Here is a 20869-nt window from a genome sequence, read left to right on the forward strand (position 1 = left end):
CAGACTATTCCCCGAGGCAACGGCTGAAGCCTCTTCCCGACTGAAGTCGGGGGGTTTCCTCCAAAAAGCGGGACACTGAATGACAATATACGTCCCGATGAATCGATCACGATCATCGCATCAGGGACGGTCGAAAGAATGGAGTGCAAAACGGCTTCTTCCAATCCGGCCTTGAATTCCGACTGCAATGTCTTCGGCTTGTCCATTCAACCCATCTATCCTGCCCCCGACCGCAACGCAATCAATGGAGCAGGCAATCAATGAGACAGCAATAATGGAACGCGGCATTCAGCCATCAGATATTTGGTAACGCCACCGAACAATGTCTCCCGCAACCGGCTGCGCCCATAAGCACCCATCACCATATAAGAACCCTTCAACTCATCTATTGCGTGCATCAGTGATTCTTCAACGGTGCGGTTCTTGCGCGGCCATTCATGCAGTTCCGATGCAATGCCATGACGTGACAGATATTCCGATGCATCGATCGCCGGAAAGCCGCTGGCATCCTCATCGACCGTGACGATATTCACCTCTTGCGCGCTGGCGAGCAATGTCACCGCCGAACGCAATGCATGGGCCGCTTCATAAGAGCCGTTCCAGGCCACCACCGCGCGCCCGCAAACATCAAAGGATTTGAGTTCAGGCGGCACCGCCAATATGGCTCCATGTGCGTGAATGGCCACATCCGCCGCAATAGGCAACGGCGCACCAATGTCCTTGGGTGCCGCCATCGTCCGGGTCAGGACCGTCACGTCGGCAAGGCGCGATACGCTCAGTAATGTCTGGACCAGATCGCCATTATAATGCTGCCAATCCCAGGCAACGTCCTCCCTGGCCAGTCGTTCCTCCAGGACCGAACGCTCCCGCGCTTCTTCCGCCCGCAATTCCTGAAGGTTGGCCGGCAGCACAAAGGAACCGCCAAAAGGGTCCATAGCCACATATTGCTGGACGGGGGTTACCTGAAGGCATGTGAGATGCCCTTCCTGCGCCCGCACCAGATCCAGCGCCGCTTGCAACCGCGATTCCTGGCCGTCGTCGTTATTGACATGCAACAAGACCGATTTCATCTTCCGTCTCCTTCAGCTTTTTCGAGGACTCTCGACGCGACAGCACCCTATGGCAAGGACAGCCTCGTGGTAATTACGCAAGTATACGGATGCTGTTCCATGCTGGCATCTGAGCAAACAAGGTGACAGCCGCCGCCATCATGCTTATTCCGCAAGAATGCGAATAGACAAATCGCCGCGCGGTCCGGTGGAGGCGCTTCTCCGCCGCCGATCTTCCCTTTCCACCGCAGCGGATATCGGCTGGCGGGTTGCACTCGTTTTTGGGCTGATGGCCCTGGTTCTGCTCGTTCACTGGCTGGACCGGGACAGTCTGCGCGATAATCTGGACGGCGATGTCAATTTCGTCGATATCCTCTATTTCACTACCGTCACCATAACCACCGTGGGCTATGGCGACATTGTGCCGGTCACGCCACAGGCTCGATTGTTCGAAGCCCTGATCGTGACGCCGGTGCGGCTATTCGTCTGGCTGATCTTCCTTGGTACAGCCTATCATTTCGTCATCCGGAACACATTCAACAGGTGGCGCATGGCCCGTATTCAGAAAAACCTCGACAATCACATCATCGCCGCCGGTTTCGGCACCAGCGGATCGGAAGCAATACATGAACTGATCGCACGCGGCACGCCGGCTGACAGGATCGTCGTTGTCGATCCGGACGAAAGAGCGCTGCAGGACGCCGAAGCGCTCGGTTGCAATATCCTGTGTGGCGATGCGACGCGTGACAAGACGCTGGAGGCCGTCCGGGTCAGCCGCGCAAGCGCGCTCATAATCTCGGCGGGACGGGATGATACATCAATTCTCGTAACGCTGACAGCCAGACACCTGGCGCCCAACGTCGCGATCAGCGTCGCAGTGCGCAACGAGGACAACGAAATTCCCGCACGGCAAGCGGGCGCAACAACAGTGATCAATCCCGTGAGTTTTGCCGGACTCTTGCTTGCCGGGTCCTGTCACGGCCTGCATATCAGCGATTATCTGGCCGATCTGGCGTCGGTCCACGGCAGGGTCAAGCTCAACGAACGTCCTGCAACCTCCGCCGAGTGCGGTAATCCTCTTTCCGCCATTACAACCGGCCTTGGCGTCCGCATCTATCGCGGTGGCAAGGCTATCGGCTTCTGGGAAGAAGGCGCGCGTTCATTGCAGATGGGCGACACGATAGTCGAGATCGTCGAGGGCGGCGAATAGCAAGATCGCCGCCATTCCGGGGCACATTCCGGAATGGCGGCGCAAAACAGGTGACATTGCCCGCGTTCATCCCTATTTCGCGCGCATGGTCACAACTCTCCCCCTTGCGCCAAAGATTGGCATGGTGTCGCTTGGCTGCCCCAAGGCGCTGGTCGATAGTGAGCGTATCCTGACAAAATTGCGGTCCGATGGCTATGATCTGTCGGCAAACTATGACGATGCCGACGTCGTTCTGGTCAACACCTGCGGCTTCCTCGATTCGGCCAAGGAGGAATCCCTCGACGCTATTGGCGAAGCGATGGCCGAAAATGGCCGTGTCATCGTGACCGGATGCATGGGTAATGAGGCAGAAGCCATTCGCGCCCGCTTCCCCGATGTGCTGGCGATCACCGGCGCACACCAATATGAGGCAGTGGTAAACGCGGTGCATGAAGCATCGCCGCCTGTCCCCAATGCCTTTGTCGATCTGGTGCCCGAGGGAGGATTAAAGCTCACCCCCAGGCATTACAGCTATGTGAAAATTTCCGAAGGCTGCAACCATCGCTGCGCCTTTTGCATCATCCCCTCGCTGCGCGGTGATCTTGTCAGCCGCCGCCCCGACGCGATACTGCGCGAAGCGGAAAAGCTGGTTGCGGCAGGCACGAAGGAACTGCTGATCATCAGCCAGGACACATCAGCTTATGGCGTGGATATCAAGCACCAGCCACGCCAGTGGAAAGGCCGGGAAGTCCGCGCCCACATGACCGATCTTGCCCGTGAACTCGGAAGCCTCGGCGCGTGGGTGCGTTTGCACTATGTCTATCCCTATCCGCATGTGAACGACGTCATTCCGCTAATGGCCGAGGGGCTGATTACCCCCTATCTCGACATTCCGTTCCAACACGCCGCGCCCTCGGTACTCAAAGCCATGAAACGCCCCGCCAATGAGGCAAAGGTGTTGGAGCGCATCCGCAACTGGCGCGATATCTGCCCGGATATCGCCATCCGATCCAGCTTTGTCGTCGGTTTTCCCGGCGAAACCGAAGCGGATTTCCAGTATCTGCTCGACTGGCTCGACGAAGCGCAGCTTGACCGCGTAGGCGCCTTCCGCTTCGAACCGGTAGAAGGCGCAGCTGCCAACGCCCTGCCCGATCCGGTGCCGGAAGAGGTCAAGGAAGACCGCTATCAGCGCATTATGGAAAAGACAGCCATGATCAGCGCTGCCAAGCTGCAGGCCAAGATCGGTCGTACCCTGCCGGTTATAATCGACATCGCCGATGACGAGGGCGGCGCGACCGGCCGATCACAGGCCGATGCGCCCGAAATAGATGGCGAGGTCCACCTCCGCGATACGTCGGGGCTAAAGGCAGGCGACATCATCGACGTGCTGATCGAAGATGCCGATGAACATGACCTGTTCGGCGTTGGCATCAAGAATTAAGCGTCTGCGCGAAGGGTAATCGTTACGCCTCCAATTTAACCGATTATTGAACAATGGGTGTTAGCATTCCGCTCGAGAGGGAGGTCAGGAATGAGTTTGCGCAATTCACGATATCGCAGCCCGGCGCCCGCGCTGGTTGAACAACGCAAAGCCTTTCGGCACCCTGTTGTGCTGCAACAACGTGCAACGGTCCGGCGTCATGCAGCGCTAGCCCATGACGCTCAGCTCCTGGATCTTTCCATCTATGGTTGTCGCGTTGCCACAGAAGTCAAATTCAATGCCAATGACCGGCTCTGGCTAAGATTCGAAGGAAGTAACCCTGTTGCCGCCACGGCGGTCTGGTGCAGTGACAACAATATCGGATGCCGGTTCGATGCCCCGATAGAAAGAACGCTGTTCCGCGCACTCACGCTGATCACCGAATAAGCCGAGCTTACAACTCTCCCCGCGCCCGGCGGATGGCAAACCACTTCTTCACATTGGCCTGATGTTCTTCCAGCGTGTCGGAAAAGATATGGCCGCCCTTGCCATCAGCCACGAAATACAGCGCCTTGGTCTTGGCGGGGTGCAATACGGCTTCAATCGATGCGCGGCCGGGATTTGCGATCGGTCCCTTTGGCAGCCCCGCCATGGCGTATGTATTATACCCGTTTACCGCCTCTATTTCAGACCGCTTGATACGGCGGCCAAGCGGCTTGCCCTGCGTGATAGGATAGATGATCGTCGGGTCCGCCTGTAGCCGCATGCCGATTTTCAGCCGGTTATTGTAAACACCCGCGACCGTCCGCCGCTCAGACGGAACGCCGGTTTCCTTTTCGACAATGCTGGCCAGGGTCAACGCTTCCTCCGGCGTCTTCACAACTGCATCCTTGGCACGCGCGCGCCATAGTTCGTCGAGCGTGTTTTTCATCGCTTTCTGCATCCGGTCCAGCACGGCCTGACGACGCTCCCCCCGCTCATAGCTATAGCTGTCAGGCAATACCGACCCTTCACGCGGCACAGCGACATCGCCGGTCAAATATTTCTCGGACAGCAGTTTTTCATGCACCAATATGGACGGCATCCCTTCGGGGATCGTCACCAGCCGCGCCACGACCTTCCCGCTTTGCAGCAGGTTCAATATGTCGCGATTGCTGGCGTGAGCGGGGATCAGATATTCACCCGCCTTGATCGGCGCATCCGAAGCAAAAATCTTTGCACGCGACAGGAACGCTTGGGAAGAAGAGATCACGCCCGCCTTTTCCATATCCCGCGCCCCGCGCGTCAAGGTCATCCCTTCGGAAATGATTACGGTCGTGTCCTTTTCGGCAGGCCCATCGCCCATCCATCCGCGCACGAAATTAAGCGTCAGGAACGCGGCGATACAAAGACCGGCGATAAGGACAAGGCAGCCGAGCCGCCGCATGCGATCAGAGCGCTTTCATCACCAGGCTGGCGTTGGTGCCGCCAAAGCCAAAGCTGTTATTGAGCACGGCCTTCACCTTCCGTTCCTTCGCCCTGTGCGGGACAAGATCGACACCGACGCAATTTTCGGACGGGTTATCAAGATTGAGCGTCGGCGGAACGATCTGATCACGCATTGCAAGCAGGCAGAAAATCGACTCGACCGCACCCGCGCCGCCCAACAAATGACCGATGGCCGACTTGGTCGACGACATCGACATGGTGCCGATCGCATCGCCGAACAGGCGGCGCACCGCGCCCAGTTCCAGTTCGTCGCCCAATGGCGTGGAGGTGCCGTGCGCATTGACATAGTCGATGTCCGACAGCGCCAGACCCGACTTGCGCATGGCCATTTCCATTGCACGGAACGCCCCCGAACCTTCGGGATGCGGCGCCGTCACATGATAGGCATCGCCCGACAAACCATAGCCAATGACCTCGCCATAGATTTTCGCACCGCGCGCCTTGGCATGTTCATATTCCTCCAGCACGACGACGCCCGCGCCCTCACCCATGACGAAACCGTCACGGTCGATGTCATAGGGCCGCGATGCACGTTCCGGCGTATCGTTGAAATTGGTCGAAAGCGCCCGCGCCTGCGAAAAACCGGCAATACCGAGCGGACAGATCGCGCCTTCCGCGCCACCGGCCAGCATGACATCAGCATCGTCCATCGCAATCATGCGGGCAGCATCGCCAATGCTGTGCGCGCCGGTCGAACAGGCGGTGACGACGGCATGATTGGGCCCCATCAGACCATATTTGATGCTAACCTGCCCGGAAATCAGGTTGATGAGGCGGCCATGCACGAAGTGGGGAGAGACACGGCGTGGACCCTTTTCGTGCAATACGATGGATTCACTCGCAATACCTGGCAAACCGCCGATACCCGAACCGATGGAACATCCCGCGCGCAGACGTTCCTTCTCGCTCATGTCGGTAAGGCCCGCATCTTCCAGCGCTTGTCCCGCAGCATCAATACCAAAGATGATAAACGGGTCGACCTGCCGCTGGACCTTGTGATCCACACGCTTCATCGGATCGAAGCCATATTCATGGTCGGCTGGCTTTACCTCGCACGCGATCTTGCATGCATAGTCGCTGGCATCGAAACGCGTGATCGTGGCTGCGCCCGATTTGGCCGCCAAAATGTTCTTCCAGCTGGTTTCAACGTCACCGCCCAAAGGCGACACCATGCCCAAACCGGTTATAACCACACGACGCATAACATGCTCCATTATCAACGCACTACGCAAAGCGGCCCTCCTTCCGCGGGATGCGCCCGGGCCGGAGAGCCGCTTTCAAATCATCGGCCCGGCATCACATCCGCCGGAGGTCAGTCGCGACCAATTCAGCCTTTATTGGCTTCAATATAGTCGATCGCATCCTTGACGGTGCCAATCTTTTCGGCCGCATCGTCAGGAATTTCAACGCCGAATTCTTCTTCAAAAGCCATGACCAGCTCGACAATGTCGAGGCTGTCAGCACCCAGATCATCTATGAAGCTCGCCTCTTCATTCACTTTTTCGGCTTCAACGCCCAAATGTTCAACGACGATTTTCTTTACGCGGTCGGCTGTCTCGCTCATGAGAGATCCTTCTGGTTGGGATTATGAATTCATTGGTCGGCATTTGCCCTAGTAGCTGATTAAAGGCTTCGCAAGCCTATTTGCAGGGCCAATCCGTTTGTATCAAGCCCAGGTTCAAGTCCATCGAGAACCGAAGTCGAGAGATTCCGCGCCACCAACTTCCCGAGTTGCCTTCTCGACCAGCCTGAAGCCACTCAAACTCGACGGAAGATCACAACATCGCCATCCCGCCATTGACGTGCAGCGTCAATCCAGTGACATACCCGGCTTCCCTGCTGGCGAGATACGCCACCGCTGCTCCGATATCCTCACCCTCACCCAGCTTGCCCGCCGGGATCTTGGTAAGCAACGCCGCCTTTTGCGCATCGGGCAACACATCAGTCATCGCCGATTTGATAAAGCCCGGCGCCACGCAATTAACGGTGATGTTACGGCTGGCCAGTTCAGCAGCCAGTGCCTTTGACATGCCGACAAGCCCTGCCTTCGATGCGGCATAATTGGCCTGCCCCGGATTACCGGTTGCACCCACGACCGATGTGATGGAGATGATCCGGCCAAAGCGCGCCTTCATCATCGGCTTGCACGCCGCACGAGCAAGGCGGAATGCGGCCTCCAGGTTGATGCGGATCACCTGATCCCATTCCTCATCCTTCATTCGCATGGCCAGATTGTCACGCGTAACGCCTGCATTATTGACGAGGATGTCGAGTTTGCCGAGCTTTTCGACGGCCGCAGGAACCAAGGCATCCACCTGAGCCGGATCGCCAAGATTGCAGGGCAGAATGACATGATCACCGCCCAGTTCGCCCTTGAACGCCGCTAATTTATCTTCACTCGTGCCCGAAAGCGCCAACGTCGCACCCTGCGCGGCCAGCGCCTTTGCGATGGCGGACCCGATGCCGCCGGTAGAGCCGGTGACAAGGGCAGTCATGCCTGTAAGATCGAACATGGTCATCCTTTCCTATTCGCCTTTGAACGTCGGGCTGCATCCGCCATCGTCAAAACCCGGCCAAAGCGGCTTCGATGTCATCCATCGTGATAATACTGGTAACAGTCGCATCGGGGGCGCTGCGCTTTACCATTGGACCAAGCACTTTGCCGCCCAGTTCGACAAATTCGGTGACGCCGGCGTCGAACATGGCCATCACCGATTCGCGCCATCGCACGCGGCCGGTCACCTGTTCAACCAGTCTGGCGCGAATATCGTCAGGCGCGGCAATCGGTGCCGCCAGCACATTCGCATAGACCGGGACCAGGGGGCCGCGCATCTCTGCCTGCGCCAGTGCTTGCGCCATTGCGTCGGCGGCAGGCTGCATCAGCGGGCAGTGAAAAGGCGCCGACACCGGCAGCAGCACGCCTCGCTTGATGCCGTGATCCTTGACCATGGCCACTGCCCGCTCGATGGCGCCGCGATGTCCCGAAATCACCACCTGCGTGGGATCATTGTCATTGGCAACCGTGCAAATTTCGCCTTCCGCCGCAGCATCGGCAAGAGCCTGTGCCTTTTCGATGTCAGCGCCCAGCAGTGCAGCCATTGCGCCTTCACCCACCGGAACCGCGGCTTGCATGGCACGGCCGCGCAGCTTCAGCAGGCGGGCCGCTGTGCTGAGGTCCAGCGCTTGCGCAGCACATAAGGCTGTATATTCGCCGAGGCTGTGACCCGCGACGAAATCCGCCTTGTCGGCCAGGCGGATACCGCCTTCCTTCTCCATGACGCGCAATGTCGCAATCGCGTTGGCCATAATGGCAGGCTGTGCATTTTCAGTCAGTGTCAGGTCGCTTTCCGGTCCTTCGCACATGACGCGAAAGAGATGCTGGCCCAATGCCTCATCGACCTCTTGAAACACTTCGCGCGCAACGGTGCTTGCATCGGCAAGCGCCTTGCCCATACCGACCGACTGGCTGCCCTGTCCTGGAAAGATGAATGCCCGCATGGCCCTGTTTCTCCCTTTGCCGCAAACGGCTGTTACACTTTACGACACGATATTCATTGTAGCGAAAGATGGATTTGGGCAGGGACTAGATAGGCAAACGCCGCTAGGCAAGCGTTGCCGCCTAAAAATGTGATCCAACCTGCCGGAGCAAGAGCATTAGTGCGTAACACCATGATCCTGTCGCTTGGACTGGCGCTTGCAGCCAGCGGTTGTGCAGCGGGGCCGAACTATCGTGCGCCGCAAACCGCCGCCCTTGGTGTGCCTGACGAATATTATCAGGCGCAGGGCGAAACAGCATCGGATGAACAGCTGGCGAACTGGTGGACCATTCTGGGCGACGACACCCTTAACGCCCTGGTCGAACAGGCAGTAAACGCCAATCTGGACATTGCGCAGGCACAGGCCCGGTTGAGGCAAGCGCGGGCGGCGCTGGTACAGTCGCGCGCAGCTTATCTCCCCAACGCCACGGGATCGGCAAGTGGCGGGCGTAATTTCGATAGTGACCGTCCCGACAGCAGCAGCTACGCGATTGGCGCGGATGCGGCTTGGGAAATCGATCTGTTTGGCGGCATCGGCCGCTCCGTTGAAGCCGCCAGGGCAGATGCGGCGGCCAGCTATTACGACCTTGCCAGCGTGCGCACTGCGATCATCGCGGAAACTGTGACCAATTACATACAGGCACGTCTGGCGCAGGAACGATTGCGCATCGCCCGCGATACATTGCAGTATCAGAGCGACAATCTCGACATTGCCGGATGGCGGGTGCAGGCAGGGCTGACATCCTCGCTCGATGAAGAAAGCGCGCGGGCGCAGCGTGCCCAAACCGCCGCCGCCATTCCGTCGCTCGAAGCAGGATATCGCGGCGCGCTTAACCGCATCGCGGTCCTGACAGGACAGGCTCCGGGCATCGCGACCGCTGCGTTGGAACAAACAGCACCGATACCAGTCGCACCCGACATGATCGTTACCGGCATTCCCGCCGACACGTTGCGCCAGCGTCCCGATGTCCGCAGCGCCGAACGCCAGCTTGCGGCGCAAACGGCGCGCATCGGCGTCGCAAAGGCCAATCTGCTGCCTTCCTTGCAGATTTCCGGAAATGTGGGGACCAGCGCGTTGTCGCTTGGCAAGCTGACCGACATCGTGACCGGCGGTTTATTTGCCAGCATCGCGCAGGTAATTTTCGATGGCGGCGCCCGCGCGGCGGAGGTCCGCTCACAAAGGGCAGCGACCGACGCGGCTTTTTCCGCTTATAAACAAAGCGTGCTGACCGCGCTCGAAGACGTGGAAAACGCTCTTTCCGCCGTGCAGTCGGCACGAGGCCGGACCGAACAGTTCACCATTGCATTCGATGCTGCCAGCAACAGCGCTCTCCTTGCCCGCAGCCAGTATCAAGCGGGTGTTACCGATTTTCAGACGCTTTTAACCGCGGAACAATCGCTGCTCTCAGCCAGCGATGGGCGCGCCAATGCCCGCGCTGACGAGGCACTGGCCGTCGCGCAGCTCTATAGCGCTCTGGGCGGCGGATGGCAGACTATGGACGGAAATGCCCAATGAACAATGAAAACACTTCCACGACCGAGATAGAGGAAGGCGTCGACCTTCACGACTTTCTCGGCGTAAAACCAGAGAAGCCCTGGAAGAAGTGGGCCGTCCGCGGCGGCGTCGGCGTCCTGCTGCTCATTCTCCTGCTGCTCCTGTCCCGTTGCTTTACGGGCAGCGACCGCGCCCAATATGCGACGCAGGATCTGGAACGTGGCGATCTGACCGTCACAGTGTCGGCCACGGGCAATTTGAAACCGATTAATCAGGTCGACGTAGGCTCCGAACAATCCGGCCTCATCACTAACGTCTATGTCGATGTGAATGACAAGGTTACAAAGGGTCAGGCCCTCGCCACACTGGACACCTCCCGCCTCGTCGACGCGGTGAATCAAAACAAGGCAGCCCTTGCCGCTGCACTGGCCGGGGTAGGCGAAGCACAGGCTACGGCTTCGCAAACGCAATCCAATCTGGCGCGCTTGGAACAGGTCTACAAACTGTCAGGCGGCAAAGTGCCATCAAAAACGGAACTTGATAGTGGCCGCGCCGATTACAGTCGTGCGGTAGCTGCTGTCCGGTCCGCACAGGCCCAGGTCCTGCAGGCCCGGGCTCAACTCGCCACTGCGCAAACCAACCTTGGCAAGGCGCGCATCGTTTCTCCCGTCAATGGCGTCGTGCTGGTACGTGACATTGAACCGGGTCAGACGGTTGCGGCGTCACTGAACGCTCCGGTCCTTTTCATTATCGCTGAGGATTTGTCGCAGATGGAGTTGCAGGTTGCGGTGGATGAAGCCGATGTCGGCGAAGTGAGTATGGGGCAGCGGGCCACCTTTACAGTCGATGCCTTTCCCGGACAGACCTTTCCGGCCAGGATTGAGCGGGTGAATGTCGGGTCCAATTCAACCGAAAGCAGTTCATCCTCTTCCACCACGACGTCGACCGGGAATGTCGTCGCCTATACCGCTGTCCTGTCTGTCGATAACAGCAAGCTTAACCTGCGTCCCGGCATGACGGCGACCGCCGAAATTGTCACGCGCGAGGAAAAGAACGCGCTGCTGGCGCCCAATGCGGCATTGCGCTTTTCGCCTGAAAGTGCCGGTCGCGGAGAAAGATCGAGCGGCGTTACCAGCATGATCATACCGCAGCGATCAGGCCGCCGGAAGCGGATGGGGCAGGAAGTCGGAATTACTCGGGGAAGCCGCCAGACCATCTATGTTCTGGGCGATGACGGCCAACCCGATCCGATCGAGGTTCAAGTCGGAAATAGCGATGGCAATCAGACGGTCGTAACCGGAAAGGGCCTGAAACCGGGCATGAACCTGATCACTGGCCAACTCGCCAGCAAGAATGACTGACTCTGTGGCCCACCCGCCTCTCATATCCCTCCGCGGTGTTACAAAAACGTTCGGAACCGGCCCAGCGGCGTTTCAGGCGCTCAAGGGCGTGGACCTGGACGTTGCGCAGGGGGATTTTGTCGCCGTCATGGGGCCTTCGGGATCAGGAAAATCGACGACGATGAACATCCTGGGCTGTCTGGACGTGCCGACCAGCGGTCATTTCACCTTTCATGGCGTCCATGTCGAACGGTTGGACCGCGACCAGCGAGCGCTGCTCCGCCGCAAATATCTGGGCTTTGTATTTCAGGGGTTTAATCTTCTGGCGCGGACCACCGCATTGGAAAATGTCGAACTGCCCCTGCTCTATCGCGGCGAAGATCGTGCCACACGGCATGAGACCGGCATGGCCGCGCTCGACAAGGTGGGACTGAAAGACTGGTGGGATCATACCCCGGCCGAATTGTCCGGCGGGCAACAGCAACGCGTCGCCATTGCCCGGGCTATCGTCACCCGCCCCGATGTGCTGCTTGCCGACGAACCGACGGGTAATCTCGATACGGCCACATCGATGGAGATAATGGCGCTGCTGACCGATCTCAATCGCAACAACGGCATCACCATATTGATGGTGACGCATGAAGAGGAGATGGCGGCCTTTGCCCGCACCGTGATCCATTTCCGCGATGGCCTTGTGGAACGTAATGAAGTCAACGGGGTGAAACACTGATGCTGGGCACCACCATCATCCTCGCCATCCGGGAAATCAGGCGGCATCTTCTGCGGTCCTTCCTCACCATTTTGGGCATCGTCATCGGCGTGTCCGCCGTCGTGACCATGGTGACGCTGGGTAATGGCGCGACGGCGGCGGTGCAGGAACAGATCAGCAGCCTTGGCGCCAATATCCTGCAAATCCGCCCCGGCCGGGGCTTTGGTCGTGGTGGCGGCGGTCCGCGTCCACCCGAGTTCAAGCTTGCTGACGCAGACGTCATCAGGCAACAGATTGCGGGCGTCAAAGCCGTTGCCCCGCAGACCCAGACCTCGGTCGTCGCAGTGCGCAACGCGGCCAACTGGACAACGACCGTCAATGGTACGACATCAGCCTATTTCACTGCTCAGCAATGGAATTTGACAGAAGGTCGCGTCTTCACGGCCAAGGAAGAGCAGGCGGGCAAATCGGTCTGCATCATCGGCAATACGGTACGCAGCAACCTGTTCAAACGAGAAGATCCGGTCGGCAAGCGACTCCGCCTCAAGGATGTAAGCTGCGAAGTGATCGGCGTCCTTTCGACACGCGGGCAAAGCGGCTTTGGCAGCGACCAGGACGACATCGCTATCATGCCCATCAAAACCGTGATGCGCCGGTTCATGGGTAATCAGGACGTGGATTCTATCATGGTCGCGGTCGATGACAATTACGACACTGCAACGGTTCAGTCCTCGATCGAAAACCTGCTGCGTGAACGCCGGCATATCACCGCGGGCAAGGAAGATGACTTCACAGTCTTCGACACCAAGCAGATCAGCGACACCCTGTCCGGAACGACGCAGATACTGACGGCGTTGCTTGGTGCGGTGGCGGCGGTCAGCCTGCTCGTCGGCGGCATCGGTATCATGAACATCATGCTGGTGTCCGTGACCGAACGAACGCGGGAAATCGGTATCCGTCTCGCCATCGGCGCGGTCGCACGTGAAGTGCTGATGCAGTTTCTGGTCGAAGCGGTTGTGCTCGCCTGCCTCGGCGGCTTGCTGGGCATCCTGATCGCGCTGATAGCCAGCCTCGTCCTGGCTCCGATCATTCAGGTGCCCTTTACCTTCGACTGGCAGATCAATCTGCTCGCCTTTGTCTTTTCCGCCGCCATTGGTGTTATCTTTGGCTTTTTCCCGGCCCAGCGCGCCGCGTCCCTAAACCCTATCGATGCGCTACGCCACGAATAGCACCTCACCACCGTTTGCCCTGAGTAGGGGCTGAGCGCAGTCGAAATGGCTACTCAGGACAAACGGAGAGGAACAAAGGCCTTTTCTCACACCCCCTTGCCTTTCGGACCGCAATCGGTCATAGGCGCTGCCATCCGGGGTGAAGAGTCCGACTCTTCGCCCCTGATTATATTGAAGACGATAGCCGGAGGGGCGACCGCATGGTGCGGCGTCAGCAATCGGCCAACATAGAAAGCATGAAACCATGCCGCAGTACGAGCATGTATTTCTTGCGCGTCAGGATCTGGCCCAGGCCCAGGTAGACGCGCTCGCGCAGCAGGCGACGGAAATTGTCGAAAGCAATGAAGGCAAGGTCGTAAAGACCGAAAATTGGGGCCTGCGCAGCCTCGCTTACAGAATCGCGAAAAACCGCAAAGCGCATTATGTCATGCTGAACATCGACGCCCCCGCTGGCGTTGTGGCGGAACTGGAGCGCCAGACCGCGATCAACGAAGACGTGATCCGCTATATGACCGTCAAGGTCGATACGCTGGAATCCGAACCCTCGGTCATGATGCGCAAGAGCGACCGCGGTGATCGTGGCGACCGCGGAGATCGTGGCCCCCGTGGCGATCGCGGAGACCGTGGTGATCGCGGAGACCGTGGTGATCGGGCGCCTCGCGGCGACCGTAGCAGCCACGAAGATTGAGCGAGGAGTAAAGACACATGGCACGCCCATTTTTCCGCCGCCGCAAAAGCTGCCCCTTCGCCGCAAAGGACGCGCCGAAGATCGATTACAAGGACGTCCGCCTGCTTCAGGGTTTCGTATCCGAGCGGGGCAAGATCGTCCCCAGCCGCATTACCGCGGTGTCTGCAAAGAAGCAGCGTGAACTGGCCAAGGCCATCAAGCGCGCACGCCATATCGGCCTGCTTCCCTATATCGTGAAGTAAGGAGCGAAATCATGGAAATCATTTTGCTCGAACGCATCGAGAAGCTGGGCAGCATCGGCGACGTCGTCACCGTGAAGAACGGTTATGCGCGCAACTTCCTGCTTCCCAACAACAAGGCGCTGCGCGCCAATTCGGCCAACAAGAAAGTCTTTGAGGCCAACCGCGCGCAGATCGAAGCCGACAACGCCACCAAGCGCGCCGATGCACAAAGCGCGTCGAAGGACGTCGAAGGCCGCCAGATCGTCCTGATCCGTCAGGCATCCAACGCCGGCCACCTCTATGGCTCCGTATCGGTCCGCGATATTGTCGAGGCGCTGGAAGCTGATGGCGTCACCGCCGTCACCAAGTCGATGGTCATTCTGGAACGGCCGATCAAGTCGCTGGGTATTGCGGACGTCCGCATCGCCCTGCACCCCGAAGTCGCCGTGATGATCCAGGTCAACGTCGCTCGCTCACCCGAAGAAGCGGAGCTTCAGAAGGCTGGCGTCAATGTGATGGCTGACCTTTTCGAAAAGGACGAGGCAGGCTTCACCGAGGATTACGATCCCAACGCGGAACCGGGCGAATTACCCGCGGACACGTTCGAAGAAACCGCCGAAGAAGAAAAAGAAGAAGGCGCCGAAGAGGCCTGATCTTTTTTGGAGTACCGAACAAAAAAGCCGTCCATCACATGATGGGCGGCTTTTTTGTGTATTGAGGCGGGGGCGGGTTCCCAAGGGGTCTTCCCCAGACTTTGGAGGAAAGCCCATGTCGATCACGCCTTCATGTGAAGGGGCGTGACGTAATCTCCCCATAGCAGACATTGATCGGATTCGCTAAGGAACATCTATGAAAGACTTCCTGTCCAGCCCAGCCTCGCGCACCTATATATCCCAGAGACTTCGTCTTCACTATGTCGACTGGGGCAATCCAGAGGCACCTCCGCTCCTGCTGCTTCATGGCGGCCGCGACCACTGTCGCAATTGGGATTGGATCGCGCAGGAATTGTGTGACAAATGGCACGTAATTGCACCGGACCTTCGCGGCCATGGTGACAGCTCCCATTCGTCCGATGGCCGCTATACGATGGATGCCTATGTGTATGATCTCGCACAGCTCATTCACCAACAGGGATTAGCCCCTCTCAACATCGTGGCCCATTCGCTGGGTGGGAATATCGCAATTCGTTACACCGGACTCTATCCCGAAAACGTACGGCGATTGGTTGCCATAGAGGGACTTGGCGATGCACCGGCCCTGATGGCCAAGCGCATGAAAATTCCGATGGTTGAACAGATGCGCAACTGGATTGATGAACAGCGTGCACTCAGCAGCCGTCAACCCCGTCGCTACCACACTATTGAGAATGCCCTGCAGCGGATGATGCAGGAAAATCCCCACCTTTCTCCCGAACGTGCCCGACATCTGACTGTGCATGGTATGAGCCAGAATGAAGACGGCAGTTACAGCTGGAAGTTCGACAATTATATTCGTGCTCAATCGCCGGTCGATTTGTCTCAGGCGGATATCGAGATATTACGGCAACGCATTCGTTGCCCAACATTGCTGGTTTACGGGGCGCAAAGCTGGGCGTCGAATCCCGCTCAGGACGGTCGTGCACGCCATTTTCGAAATGCCCGGGTGTCACTTTATGAAAATGCCGGACACTGGGTTCATCATGATCGACACGATGATTTCCTTAGGGAAATCGAAAGTTTCCTGTCCGATGAATGACCGCTTTTACCCCTCCCGCTTCCGCAACCGCACGATCCGGCATCCCACTGCCGCGTCAGGATAAATATCCGTCTTGCAGCTTTCCACCGCCACTGCTGTGACGGGCGCAAAGGCCCAGCATAATTGCGCCACCCGGTCGCAAAAATGTTCCTGCAGCGCGAATTTTTGGGTCTTGGCCAGCTTGCCGATTTCCAGGCGCAGGAAGTCGTAATCGACGACTTCGGTTATCTGGTCCTCCACCGGATGATCGTAGAGCGAGAGCATTTCGACCGTCACCATCACCGGCTGCGGGCTGTCCAATTCATGCGCATGCACGCCCAGGAACATGTCGACCCGGTAATTGTCCAGCCGTGTGACATAGGCATGAGCGATATTCGCGTCGTCGGGCAGAAAACGGAACAGCAAGCTCATGCCGCGCCTTGCTCCATGAACATCACGTCGCGTGGCTGGTTCATGAATCGTTGCCCTCCGTCCACCCAAAGGCACTGGCCGTTGATCGCATCGTTGCGCAACAGCATCCGTACCGCATCCGCCAGATATTGCGCGTTGGAGACCCGCTCAAGCAGATTTTCCCGCGCCACCGCCGCAAACGCCGCATCGCTCTGGTCGGCACTGGGCAGGGTGATCCCCGGCGCAACGCCATTGACGCGACACCGTCCGGCAAACTCCTGTGCCATTAACATAGTCGCACCCGCCATGGCATAACGGCTGAGCGAATAGCTGAAAAAATCCGGATTGGGATTGGCAAGCTTTTGGTCCAGCAGGTTGACTATCACCCCCTGCATACCATCAGGAAGCTGCCGCACCAGATCCCGCGCGAGGATAACGGGCGCGATGACATTGATTTGATAATGCCGCTCCAGCGCATCGCGTGTCACATCGGCGGCGCGGTCGAACGCAAACAGTGATGCATTATTGACCAGTGCGGTAAGCGGTTCGCCCAGTGCGATCCCCGCCCTGTCGATCAGCGCCTCGGCCTCCCCTGCCTTTGCAAGATCGGCCTCGCACAACACGGCGCGCCCCCCGGCAGCCACGATCTCTGCCTGCAACGTTTTCGCCTCGTCGCCGGATTTGTGGTAATGAATGACAACGCCGTGGCCATGGGCCGCCAGATCCCGGGCGATCGCCGCGCCGATCCGCCGCGCCGCCCCCGTGACCAGCACGTTGCCGGCGGGCGCTTCCATCCTATCCGACACCCATCAGCGCCAGCACTTCCTCGCGGCTTTTCTCATCCTCGCGGAAAGTGCCCATCATACGGCTGGTTTTCATGGTAACGCCGGGCGTGCGCACTCCGCGCGCAGTCATGCAGGCGTGCGTCGCCTCAATCACCACAGCAACGCCATGCGGATTTAGATGAGTCCAGATGCAATCCGCTACCTCCGCCGTCAGTCGTTCCTGCACCTGCAATCGTCGGGCATAAGCGTTCAGCACGCGGGCAAGCTTGGATATGCCAACAACATGATCGCGCGGCAGATAGGCGATATGCGCGACACCTATGATTGGCGCCATATGATGCTCGCAATGCGACTGGAACGGGATGTCCTTCAACAGGACAATTTCGTCATAACCGCCGACTTCCTCGAATACGCGGCTCAAATGATGAGCGGGGTCCTCACCATAGCCGCGACAATATTCCTTCCATGCGCGTGCGACCCGCTTGGGCGTGTCCAGCAAACCTTCGCGTGAAGGATCGTCGCCCGTCCATCGGATCAATGTACGGATCGCATCCTGCACCTCTTCTGGAATCGGAATTTTGGTCGGCGACTCAACGAGGTCGCCATCACCAGCCCTGTCTGAATGTGCCAATATTCCTCCCCATTAACGGTAGTACGGCCAACCATTTCCGGGTTTATATGGGGGCGAACAATATAAAAGGCCAGTGGTCGCGGCCAAAATCGATCACATCATGGATTGATGCGGCTCTGTCCCCTCGCATCATCGATCGATCATGCATATATTCGGGATGGCAGGGGGGCGGTGAATTGCATGGGCGGCGCTGAAATGAACGTCATACAGGCGCTGGCGATCGCGCTGACCGCCGGCTTGTTGATCGGTCTGGAGCGCGGTTGGCAATATCGCAAAAATCCCGCCGGATCACGTGTGAGCGGTTTTCGCACATTTGGGCTGCTCGGCCTTTCAGGGGGCGTTGCTGGGCTTCTGCCAGTGCCGCTCATGGTCATATTGGCTGGCGGCGTTGCCGCGACACTGGTTGCCGGTTACTTGCGGTCGACCGAGCATGACGACAATGTGAGTGTGACCAACACCATTACCGGACTGTTGACCTTTGGTCTGGGTGTTGCCGCAACGCTGGGGTTCGGGATACAGGTATTGGCAGCCGCGGCCGTCACCACGCTGTTGCTGTCGATGCGGCATCAGTTCCACGGCTGGCTGAAAGGGATGAGCGCCGTTGAAGTCGAGGCCATTGCCCGCTTTGCACTGATCGCGCTGGTCATCCTGCCGCTGTTGCCCGATAGAGCGATGGGCCCCTATGACGCCTTGAATCCCCGCAACATCTGGTTGGTGGTCGTGCTGGTATCGGGGCTGTCCTTCACCGGCTATGTATTGTCGCGGCGGATTGGCCCGGAACGCGGCTTTCTGGTTACTGCAGCGTGTGGCGCCATCGTATCCTCCACCGCCGTCACCATAGCTTTTTCCCGCAAGCTGAAAGCTGATGTGCCGGGTGAAGGTGCGTTGGTCGCGGGTATAGCCATCGCTTCCCTCATCATGTTCATACGTGTGATGCTGTTGACGGCTGTCCTGATGCCGTCTGTCCTGTTCTCGCTCGCACTGGCGATGGTGCCTGCGACAATCACCGCCATTCTGTTCGCAGCCCTGGCATTACGCCGCGCCGAAGATGGTCAGCCCGGCAATGGCGTGAAGCTTGGCAATCCGCTTGATTTTATTCCCGCGCTGATCCTTGCTGCCATGGTTGCGGGCGTTACCGTCGCCGTAAGATGGGCAGAGACGCAATTTGGCGATGCCGGCGTTGCTATCCTCCTGTCGATCACGGGTCTTGCCGATGTCGATGCTGCGGTCCTTTCGATGTCCGGGTTACCGGCCGGAACGCTTTCACCGCATGATGCGGGGCTCATTCTTGCAGGTCCTGTGCTCGTGAACACTGCTTTCAAGGGTGTGCTGGCATTGATCATCGCACCGGGGCGTAAGGGCTGGCGCGCCGCTATGCCACTGTTTGCCAGCGTCGCGGCGTCCGGCGCGGGACTGGCGTTCCTCGCCGGGTAGCCGTTCGGCCCGCTCTAATCCGCCGCAAATTCGAACGGCGTCAGCCCGCGCTCCCGCTCATTGAAGCTGAGCGTGCGTCCTTTGGGTGGGGCAGACCGCTGCGCACAGCCGGCGCGCGTGCAGGCCGCACAACCAAGCCCCATAGGTGTCGCCGCGCCGCTCTCAAGATCCAGTCCGCGCGCATAGCCAATCGGTGTGGCCAGCTCCGCATTGACGCCCAGTGCAACGGCGAACATCGCCTTTCCACCTGCGCGAAATCCCTGTCCCTGCACCGTGCGCGACAGCGTGAACCAGCGTTCGCCGCCCTCCAGTTCCACCAGTTGCCGTTGTATTTCGCCGGGCTGATCGAACGCGGCATGGACGGACCATAGCGGACAACGTCCCTCCGCCTCAACCAGCAGCGCCCCCGAAGCGCCCGCATAGCGCTTTGACGACTGCCCTGCCCGGTCGATACGTAACATGAAGAACGGCAAGCCTCGTGCGCCCACCCGCTGCAACGTCGTCAAACGATGCGCCACTTGCTCGAATCCCGCACCAAAGCGCCGCTGGAGCAGCAACAAATCATATCCGCTCCCCTCACAAGCGCGCAGGAAACGCGCATAGGGCATCATCAGTGCCGCAGCGAAATAGCTGGTCAAATGGCGCCGGAAAAACCGCTCTGCCGTTCGCTCGGCAAGTCCCGCACCGCCGACCAGAGCCTCGATCTCTTGCGTAGCCTCGATCTGGCCCAGCAGAAACGCCGCCTGAAAAGTGCGTGATGCGGGATCCAGCATTTCGGAAAGCTGCAACTGCCGCGCATGCAAGTCCAATCGACGCAAGCGGTCGGGCATGACATCGGCGGGCAATATACGGATGGAAAGCTGATGCTTGACGCGCAACCGTTCGGCAATTGCGCCATACAGATCGCCCGCTCCCAACCGCAATTCATCGGCCAATGCCTCCGCCTGTGCGTCCAGATCGGCAAAATGATTACGCCAGCGCTCTATTTCCCGCCTGACCATCGTGACCGGCTTTGCTTCCACCGCGCCCTCCGCAACCGCGCCGCCTTCCGCCATCCGGTCGAACAAACGGGCAAATGCCTCTACACTGCCGGGCGCCGCGGCCAGCCATTCCTCCATCTCCGTCCGGTCGATTTGCAGGTCGGCAAACAGCGGATCGGCCAATCGGCGCTTAAGGCCGTCAATGCCGCCCCCAGGTATATCGTCGGTCAGGCTTCTGGGATCGAAGTCGAACCGTTCGGCTAGCCGCAGCATTAGCGCCGCGCTCAATGGCCGCTGATTCCGCTCGATAAGGTTCAGGTAACTTGGCGAAATATCCAGCGCGCCAGCCAGCGCCAGCTGCGTCATTGCCGCCCGCCGCCGTAACCGTTTGATAGCGTGTCCCGCAAAAAGTTTCTGGTCAGCCATAGCATTTCATCCGCTTGCGTCGGACCCATTAGTAAATAAATTTACACTATTACAAGTTTTATTCGCAAATCGCCGACCAATTCTCCACAATTTTTTACAAAATTCATAGCATGAATCGCCGTGGT

General features: G+C 58.8%; 22 protein-coding genes and 1 pseudogene. 12 read left to right on the forward strand and 11 right to left on the reverse strand.

Annotated features, from left to right (window positions below; translation table 11 throughout):
* Nucleotides 1–206 (reverse strand): annotated as a pseudogene (locus tag L3X40_RS06225) (hypothetical protein); the annotation flags it as partial.
* 51 nt (nucleotides 207–257) lie between these two features.
* Complete coding sequence (locus tag L3X40_RS06230) at nucleotides 258–1070, reverse strand: universal stress protein (protein WP_237364901.1); 813 nt, start codon at nucleotides 1068–1070, stop codon at nucleotides 258–260.
* 157 nt (nucleotides 1071–1227) lie between these two features.
* Between L3X40_RS06230 and L3X40_RS06235 the strand changes: the two genes are divergently transcribed.
* The 3 genes from L3X40_RS06235 (at nucleotide 1228) to L3X40_RS06245 (ending at nucleotide 4105) form a co-directional block, all read left to right on the forward strand.
* Nucleotides 1228–2259, forward strand: a complete 1032-nt coding sequence (locus L3X40_RS06235; protein ID WP_237364902.1) for a potassium channel family protein — start codon at nucleotides 1228–1230, stop codon at nucleotides 2257–2259.
* A gap of 85 nt (nucleotides 2260–2344) precedes the next feature.
* Nucleotides 2345–3679 carry a 30S ribosomal protein S12 methylthiotransferase RimO gene (gene rimO, locus L3X40_RS06240; protein WP_237364903.1) on the forward strand — a complete coding sequence of 445 codons (1335 nt, stop codon included), beginning with the start codon at nucleotides 2345–2347 and terminating at the stop codon, nucleotides 3677–3679.
* Nucleotides 3680–3769: 90 nt separating this feature from the next.
* On the forward strand, nucleotides 3770–4105 hold the full coding sequence (locus tag L3X40_RS06245) for a PilZ domain-containing protein (protein ID WP_237364904.1): 336 nt from the start codon (nucleotides 3770–3772) through the stop codon (nucleotides 4103–4105).
* Between the two features lie 7 nt (nucleotides 4106–4112).
* On the opposite strand, the gene mltG is transcribed toward L3X40_RS06245, so the two are convergent.
* From mltG to fabD, 5 genes are all read right to left on the reverse strand, one after another.
* On the reverse strand, nucleotides 4113–5084 hold the full coding sequence (mltG, locus tag L3X40_RS06250; RefSeq protein ID WP_237364905.1) for an endolytic transglycosylase MltG: 972 nt from the start codon (nucleotides 5082–5084) through the stop codon (nucleotides 4113–4115).
* Nucleotides 5085–5088: 4 nt separating this feature from the next.
* Nucleotides 5089–6348 carry a beta-ketoacyl-ACP synthase II gene (fabF, locus tag L3X40_RS06255; RefSeq protein ID WP_237364906.1) on the reverse strand — a complete coding sequence of 420 codons (1260 nt, stop codon included), beginning with the start codon at nucleotides 6346–6348 and terminating at the stop codon, nucleotides 5089–5091.
* A 125-nt stretch (nucleotides 6349–6473) separates the two neighbouring features.
* Nucleotides 6474–6710, reverse strand: a complete 237-nt coding sequence (locus L3X40_RS06260) for an acyl carrier protein (RefSeq protein ID WP_237364907.1) — start codon at nucleotides 6708–6710, stop codon at nucleotides 6474–6476.
* Nucleotides 6711–6921: 211 nt separating this feature from the next.
* On the reverse strand, nucleotides 6922–7659 hold the full coding sequence (fabG, locus tag L3X40_RS06265) for a 3-oxoacyl-[acyl-carrier-protein] reductase (RefSeq protein ID WP_237364908.1): 738 nt from the start codon (nucleotides 7657–7659) through the stop codon (nucleotides 6922–6924).
* A 49-nt stretch (nucleotides 7660–7708) separates the two neighbouring features.
* The gene (gene fabD, locus L3X40_RS06270; RefSeq protein ID WP_237364909.1) at nucleotides 7709–8644 is read right to left on the reverse strand and encodes an ACP S-malonyltransferase; all 936 of its coding nucleotides are present in this window, start codon (nucleotides 8642–8644) and stop codon (nucleotides 7709–7711) included.
* A 159-nt stretch (nucleotides 8645–8803) separates the two neighbouring features.
* Here fabD and L3X40_RS06275 point away from each other — a divergent pair, with 159 nt between their 5' ends.
* The 8 genes from L3X40_RS06275 to L3X40_RS06310 all read left to right on the forward strand — a co-directional run bounded on the left by L3X40_RS06275 (nucleotide 8804) and on the right by L3X40_RS06310 (nucleotide 16098).
* Complete coding sequence (locus tag L3X40_RS06275; protein ID WP_445177158.1) at nucleotides 8804–10198, forward strand: efflux transporter outer membrane subunit; 1395 nt, start codon at nucleotides 8804–8806, stop codon at nucleotides 10196–10198.
* Nucleotides 10195–11538 carry an efflux RND transporter periplasmic adaptor subunit gene (locus L3X40_RS06280; protein WP_237364910.1) on the forward strand — a complete coding sequence of 448 codons (1344 nt, stop codon included), beginning with the start codon at nucleotides 10195–10197 and terminating at the stop codon, nucleotides 11536–11538. Before L3X40_RS06275 ends, L3X40_RS06280 begins: the two co-directional genes overlap by 4 nt.
* Before the next feature lie 4 nt (nucleotides 11539–11542).
* Nucleotides 11543–12247: an ABC transporter ATP-binding protein gene (locus L3X40_RS06285; RefSeq protein ID WP_237364969.1), complete on the forward strand. Its 705-nt coding sequence runs from the start codon at nucleotides 11543–11545 to the stop codon at nucleotides 12245–12247.
* Nucleotides 12247–13455, forward strand: coding sequence for an ABC transporter permease (locus L3X40_RS06290; RefSeq protein ID WP_237364911.1), 1209 nt, complete (start codon nucleotides 12247–12249; stop codon nucleotides 13453–13455). The genes L3X40_RS06285 and L3X40_RS06290 overlap by 1 nt, the downstream gene beginning before the upstream one ends.
* 244 nt (nucleotides 13456–13699) lie before the next feature.
* Nucleotides 13700–14143, forward strand: coding sequence for a 30S ribosomal protein S6 (gene rpsF / locus L3X40_RS06295; RefSeq protein ID WP_237364912.1), 444 nt, complete (start codon nucleotides 13700–13702; stop codon nucleotides 14141–14143).
* A gap of 17 nt (nucleotides 14144–14160) precedes the next feature.
* Nucleotides 14161–14385: a 30S ribosomal protein S18 gene (rpsR, locus tag L3X40_RS06300; RefSeq protein ID WP_237364913.1), complete on the forward strand. Its 225-nt coding sequence runs from the start codon at nucleotides 14161–14163 to the stop codon at nucleotides 14383–14385.
* Nucleotides 14386–14396: 11 nt separating this feature from the next.
* Nucleotides 14397–15017, forward strand: coding sequence for a 50S ribosomal protein L9 (gene rplI, locus L3X40_RS06305; RefSeq protein ID WP_237364914.1), 621 nt, complete (start codon nucleotides 14397–14399; stop codon nucleotides 15015–15017).
* 196 nt (nucleotides 15018–15213) lie between these two features.
* A complete protein-coding gene (locus L3X40_RS06310) occupies nucleotides 15214–16098 on the forward strand; it encodes an alpha/beta fold hydrolase (RefSeq protein ID WP_237364915.1) in 885 nt (294 codons plus the stop codon).
* Nucleotides 16099–16104: 6 nt separating this feature from the next.
* Here the strand turns inward: L3X40_RS06310 and L3X40_RS06315 are convergent, their stop codons facing one another.
* The 3 genes from L3X40_RS06315 to folE are packed head-to-tail and all read right to left on the reverse strand — an operon-like array spanning nucleotide 16105 to nucleotide 17904.
* Nucleotides 16105–16509, reverse strand: coding sequence for a dihydroneopterin aldolase (locus tag L3X40_RS06315; RefSeq protein WP_237364916.1), 405 nt, complete (start codon nucleotides 16507–16509; stop codon nucleotides 16105–16107).
* Complete coding sequence (locus L3X40_RS06320) at nucleotides 16506–17282, reverse strand: SDR family oxidoreductase (RefSeq protein WP_237364917.1); 777 nt, start codon at nucleotides 17280–17282, stop codon at nucleotides 16506–16508. The genes L3X40_RS06315 and L3X40_RS06320 overlap by 4 nt, the downstream gene beginning before the upstream one ends.
* A gap of 1 nt (nucleotide 17283) precedes the next feature.
* Nucleotides 17284–17904, reverse strand: coding sequence for a GTP cyclohydrolase I FolE (gene folE / locus L3X40_RS06325; protein ID WP_445177159.1), 621 nt, complete (start codon nucleotides 17902–17904; stop codon nucleotides 17284–17286).
* A 180-nt stretch (nucleotides 17905–18084) separates the two neighbouring features.
* Here folE and L3X40_RS06330 point away from each other — a divergent pair, with 180 nt between their 5' ends.
* Nucleotides 18085–19338, forward strand: a complete 1254-nt coding sequence (locus tag L3X40_RS06330) for an MgtC/SapB family protein (protein ID WP_237364918.1) — start codon at nucleotides 18085–18087, stop codon at nucleotides 19336–19338.
* A 14-nt stretch (nucleotides 19339–19352) separates the two neighbouring features.
* Here the strand turns inward: L3X40_RS06330 and L3X40_RS06335 are convergent, their stop codons facing one another.
* The gene (locus L3X40_RS06335; RefSeq protein WP_237364919.1) at nucleotides 19353–20744 is read right to left on the reverse strand and encodes a helix-turn-helix domain-containing protein; all 1392 of its coding nucleotides are present in this window, start codon (nucleotides 20742–20744) and stop codon (nucleotides 19353–19355) included.
* Nucleotides 20745–20869: the final 125 nt, after the last annotated feature.

Source organism: Rhizorhapis sp. SPR117 (genome assembly GCF_021742065.1).

Bases quoted from the DNA above. Each gene is read 5' to 3' on its own strand.
- rplI (WP_237364914.1), top strand. From the start codon at position 14,397: ATGGAAATCATTTTGCTCGAACGCATCGAGAAGCTGGGCAGCATCGGC.
- fabD (WP_237364909.1), bottom strand. From the start codon at position 8,644: ATGCGGGCATTCATCTTTCCAGGACAGGGCAGCCAGTCGGTCGGTATG.
- L3X40_RS06315 (WP_237364916.1), bottom strand. From the start codon at position 16,509: ATGAGCTTGCTGTTCCGTTTTCTGCCCGACGACGCGAATATCGCTCAT.
- mltG (WP_237364905.1), bottom strand. From the start codon at position 5,084: ATGCGGCGGCTCGGCTGCCTTGTCCTTATCGCCGGTCTTTGTATCGCC.
- L3X40_RS06280 (WP_237364910.1), top strand. From the start codon at position 10,195: ATGAACAATGAAAACACTTCCACGACCGAGATAGAGGAAGGCGTCGAC.
- L3X40_RS06260 (WP_237364907.1), bottom strand. From the start codon at position 6,710: ATGAGCGAGACAGCCGACCGCGTAAAGAAAATCGTCGTTGAACATTTG.
- L3X40_RS06235 (WP_237364902.1), top strand. From the start codon at position 1,228: ATGCGAATAGACAAATCGCCGCGCGGTCCGGTGGAGGCGCTTCTCCGC.
- rimO (WP_237364903.1), top strand. From the start codon at position 2,345: ATGGTCACAACTCTCCCCCTTGCGCCAAAGATTGGCATGGTGTCGCTT.
- rpsR (WP_237364913.1), top strand. From the start codon at position 14,161: ATGGCACGCCCATTTTTCCGCCGCCGCAAAAGCTGCCCCTTCGCCGCA.
- fabG (WP_237364908.1), bottom strand. From the start codon at position 7,659: ATGTTCGATCTTACAGGCATGACTGCCCTTGTCACCGGCTCTACCGGC.
- L3X40_RS06320 (WP_237364917.1), bottom strand. From the start codon at position 17,282: ATGGAAGCGCCCGCCGGCAACGTGCTGGTCACGGGGGCGGCGCGGCGG.
- rpsF (WP_237364912.1), top strand. From the start codon at position 13,700: ATGCCGCAGTACGAGCATGTATTTCTTGCGCGTCAGGATCTGGCCCAG.
- L3X40_RS06310 (WP_237364915.1), top strand. From the start codon at position 15,214: ATGAAAGACTTCCTGTCCAGCCCAGCCTCGCGCACCTATATATCCCAG.
- L3X40_RS06330 (WP_237364918.1), top strand. From the start codon at position 18,085: ATGGGCGGCGCTGAAATGAACGTCATACAGGCGCTGGCGATCGCGCTG.
- fabF (WP_237364906.1), bottom strand. From the start codon at position 6,348: ATGCGTCGTGTGGTTATAACCGGTTTGGGCATGGTGTCGCCTTTGGGC.
- L3X40_RS06290 (WP_237364911.1), top strand. From the start codon at position 12,247: ATGCTGGGCACCACCATCATCCTCGCCATCCGGGAAATCAGGCGGCAT.
- L3X40_RS06230 (WP_237364901.1), bottom strand. From the start codon at position 1,070: ATGAAATCGGTCTTGTTGCATGTCAATAACGACGACGGCCAGGAATCG.
- L3X40_RS06245 (WP_237364904.1), top strand. From the start codon at position 3,770: ATGAGTTTGCGCAATTCACGATATCGCAGCCCGGCGCCCGCGCTGGTT.
- L3X40_RS06335 (WP_237364919.1), bottom strand. From the start codon at position 20,744: ATGGCTGACCAGAAACTTTTTGCGGGACACGCTATCAAACGGTTACGG.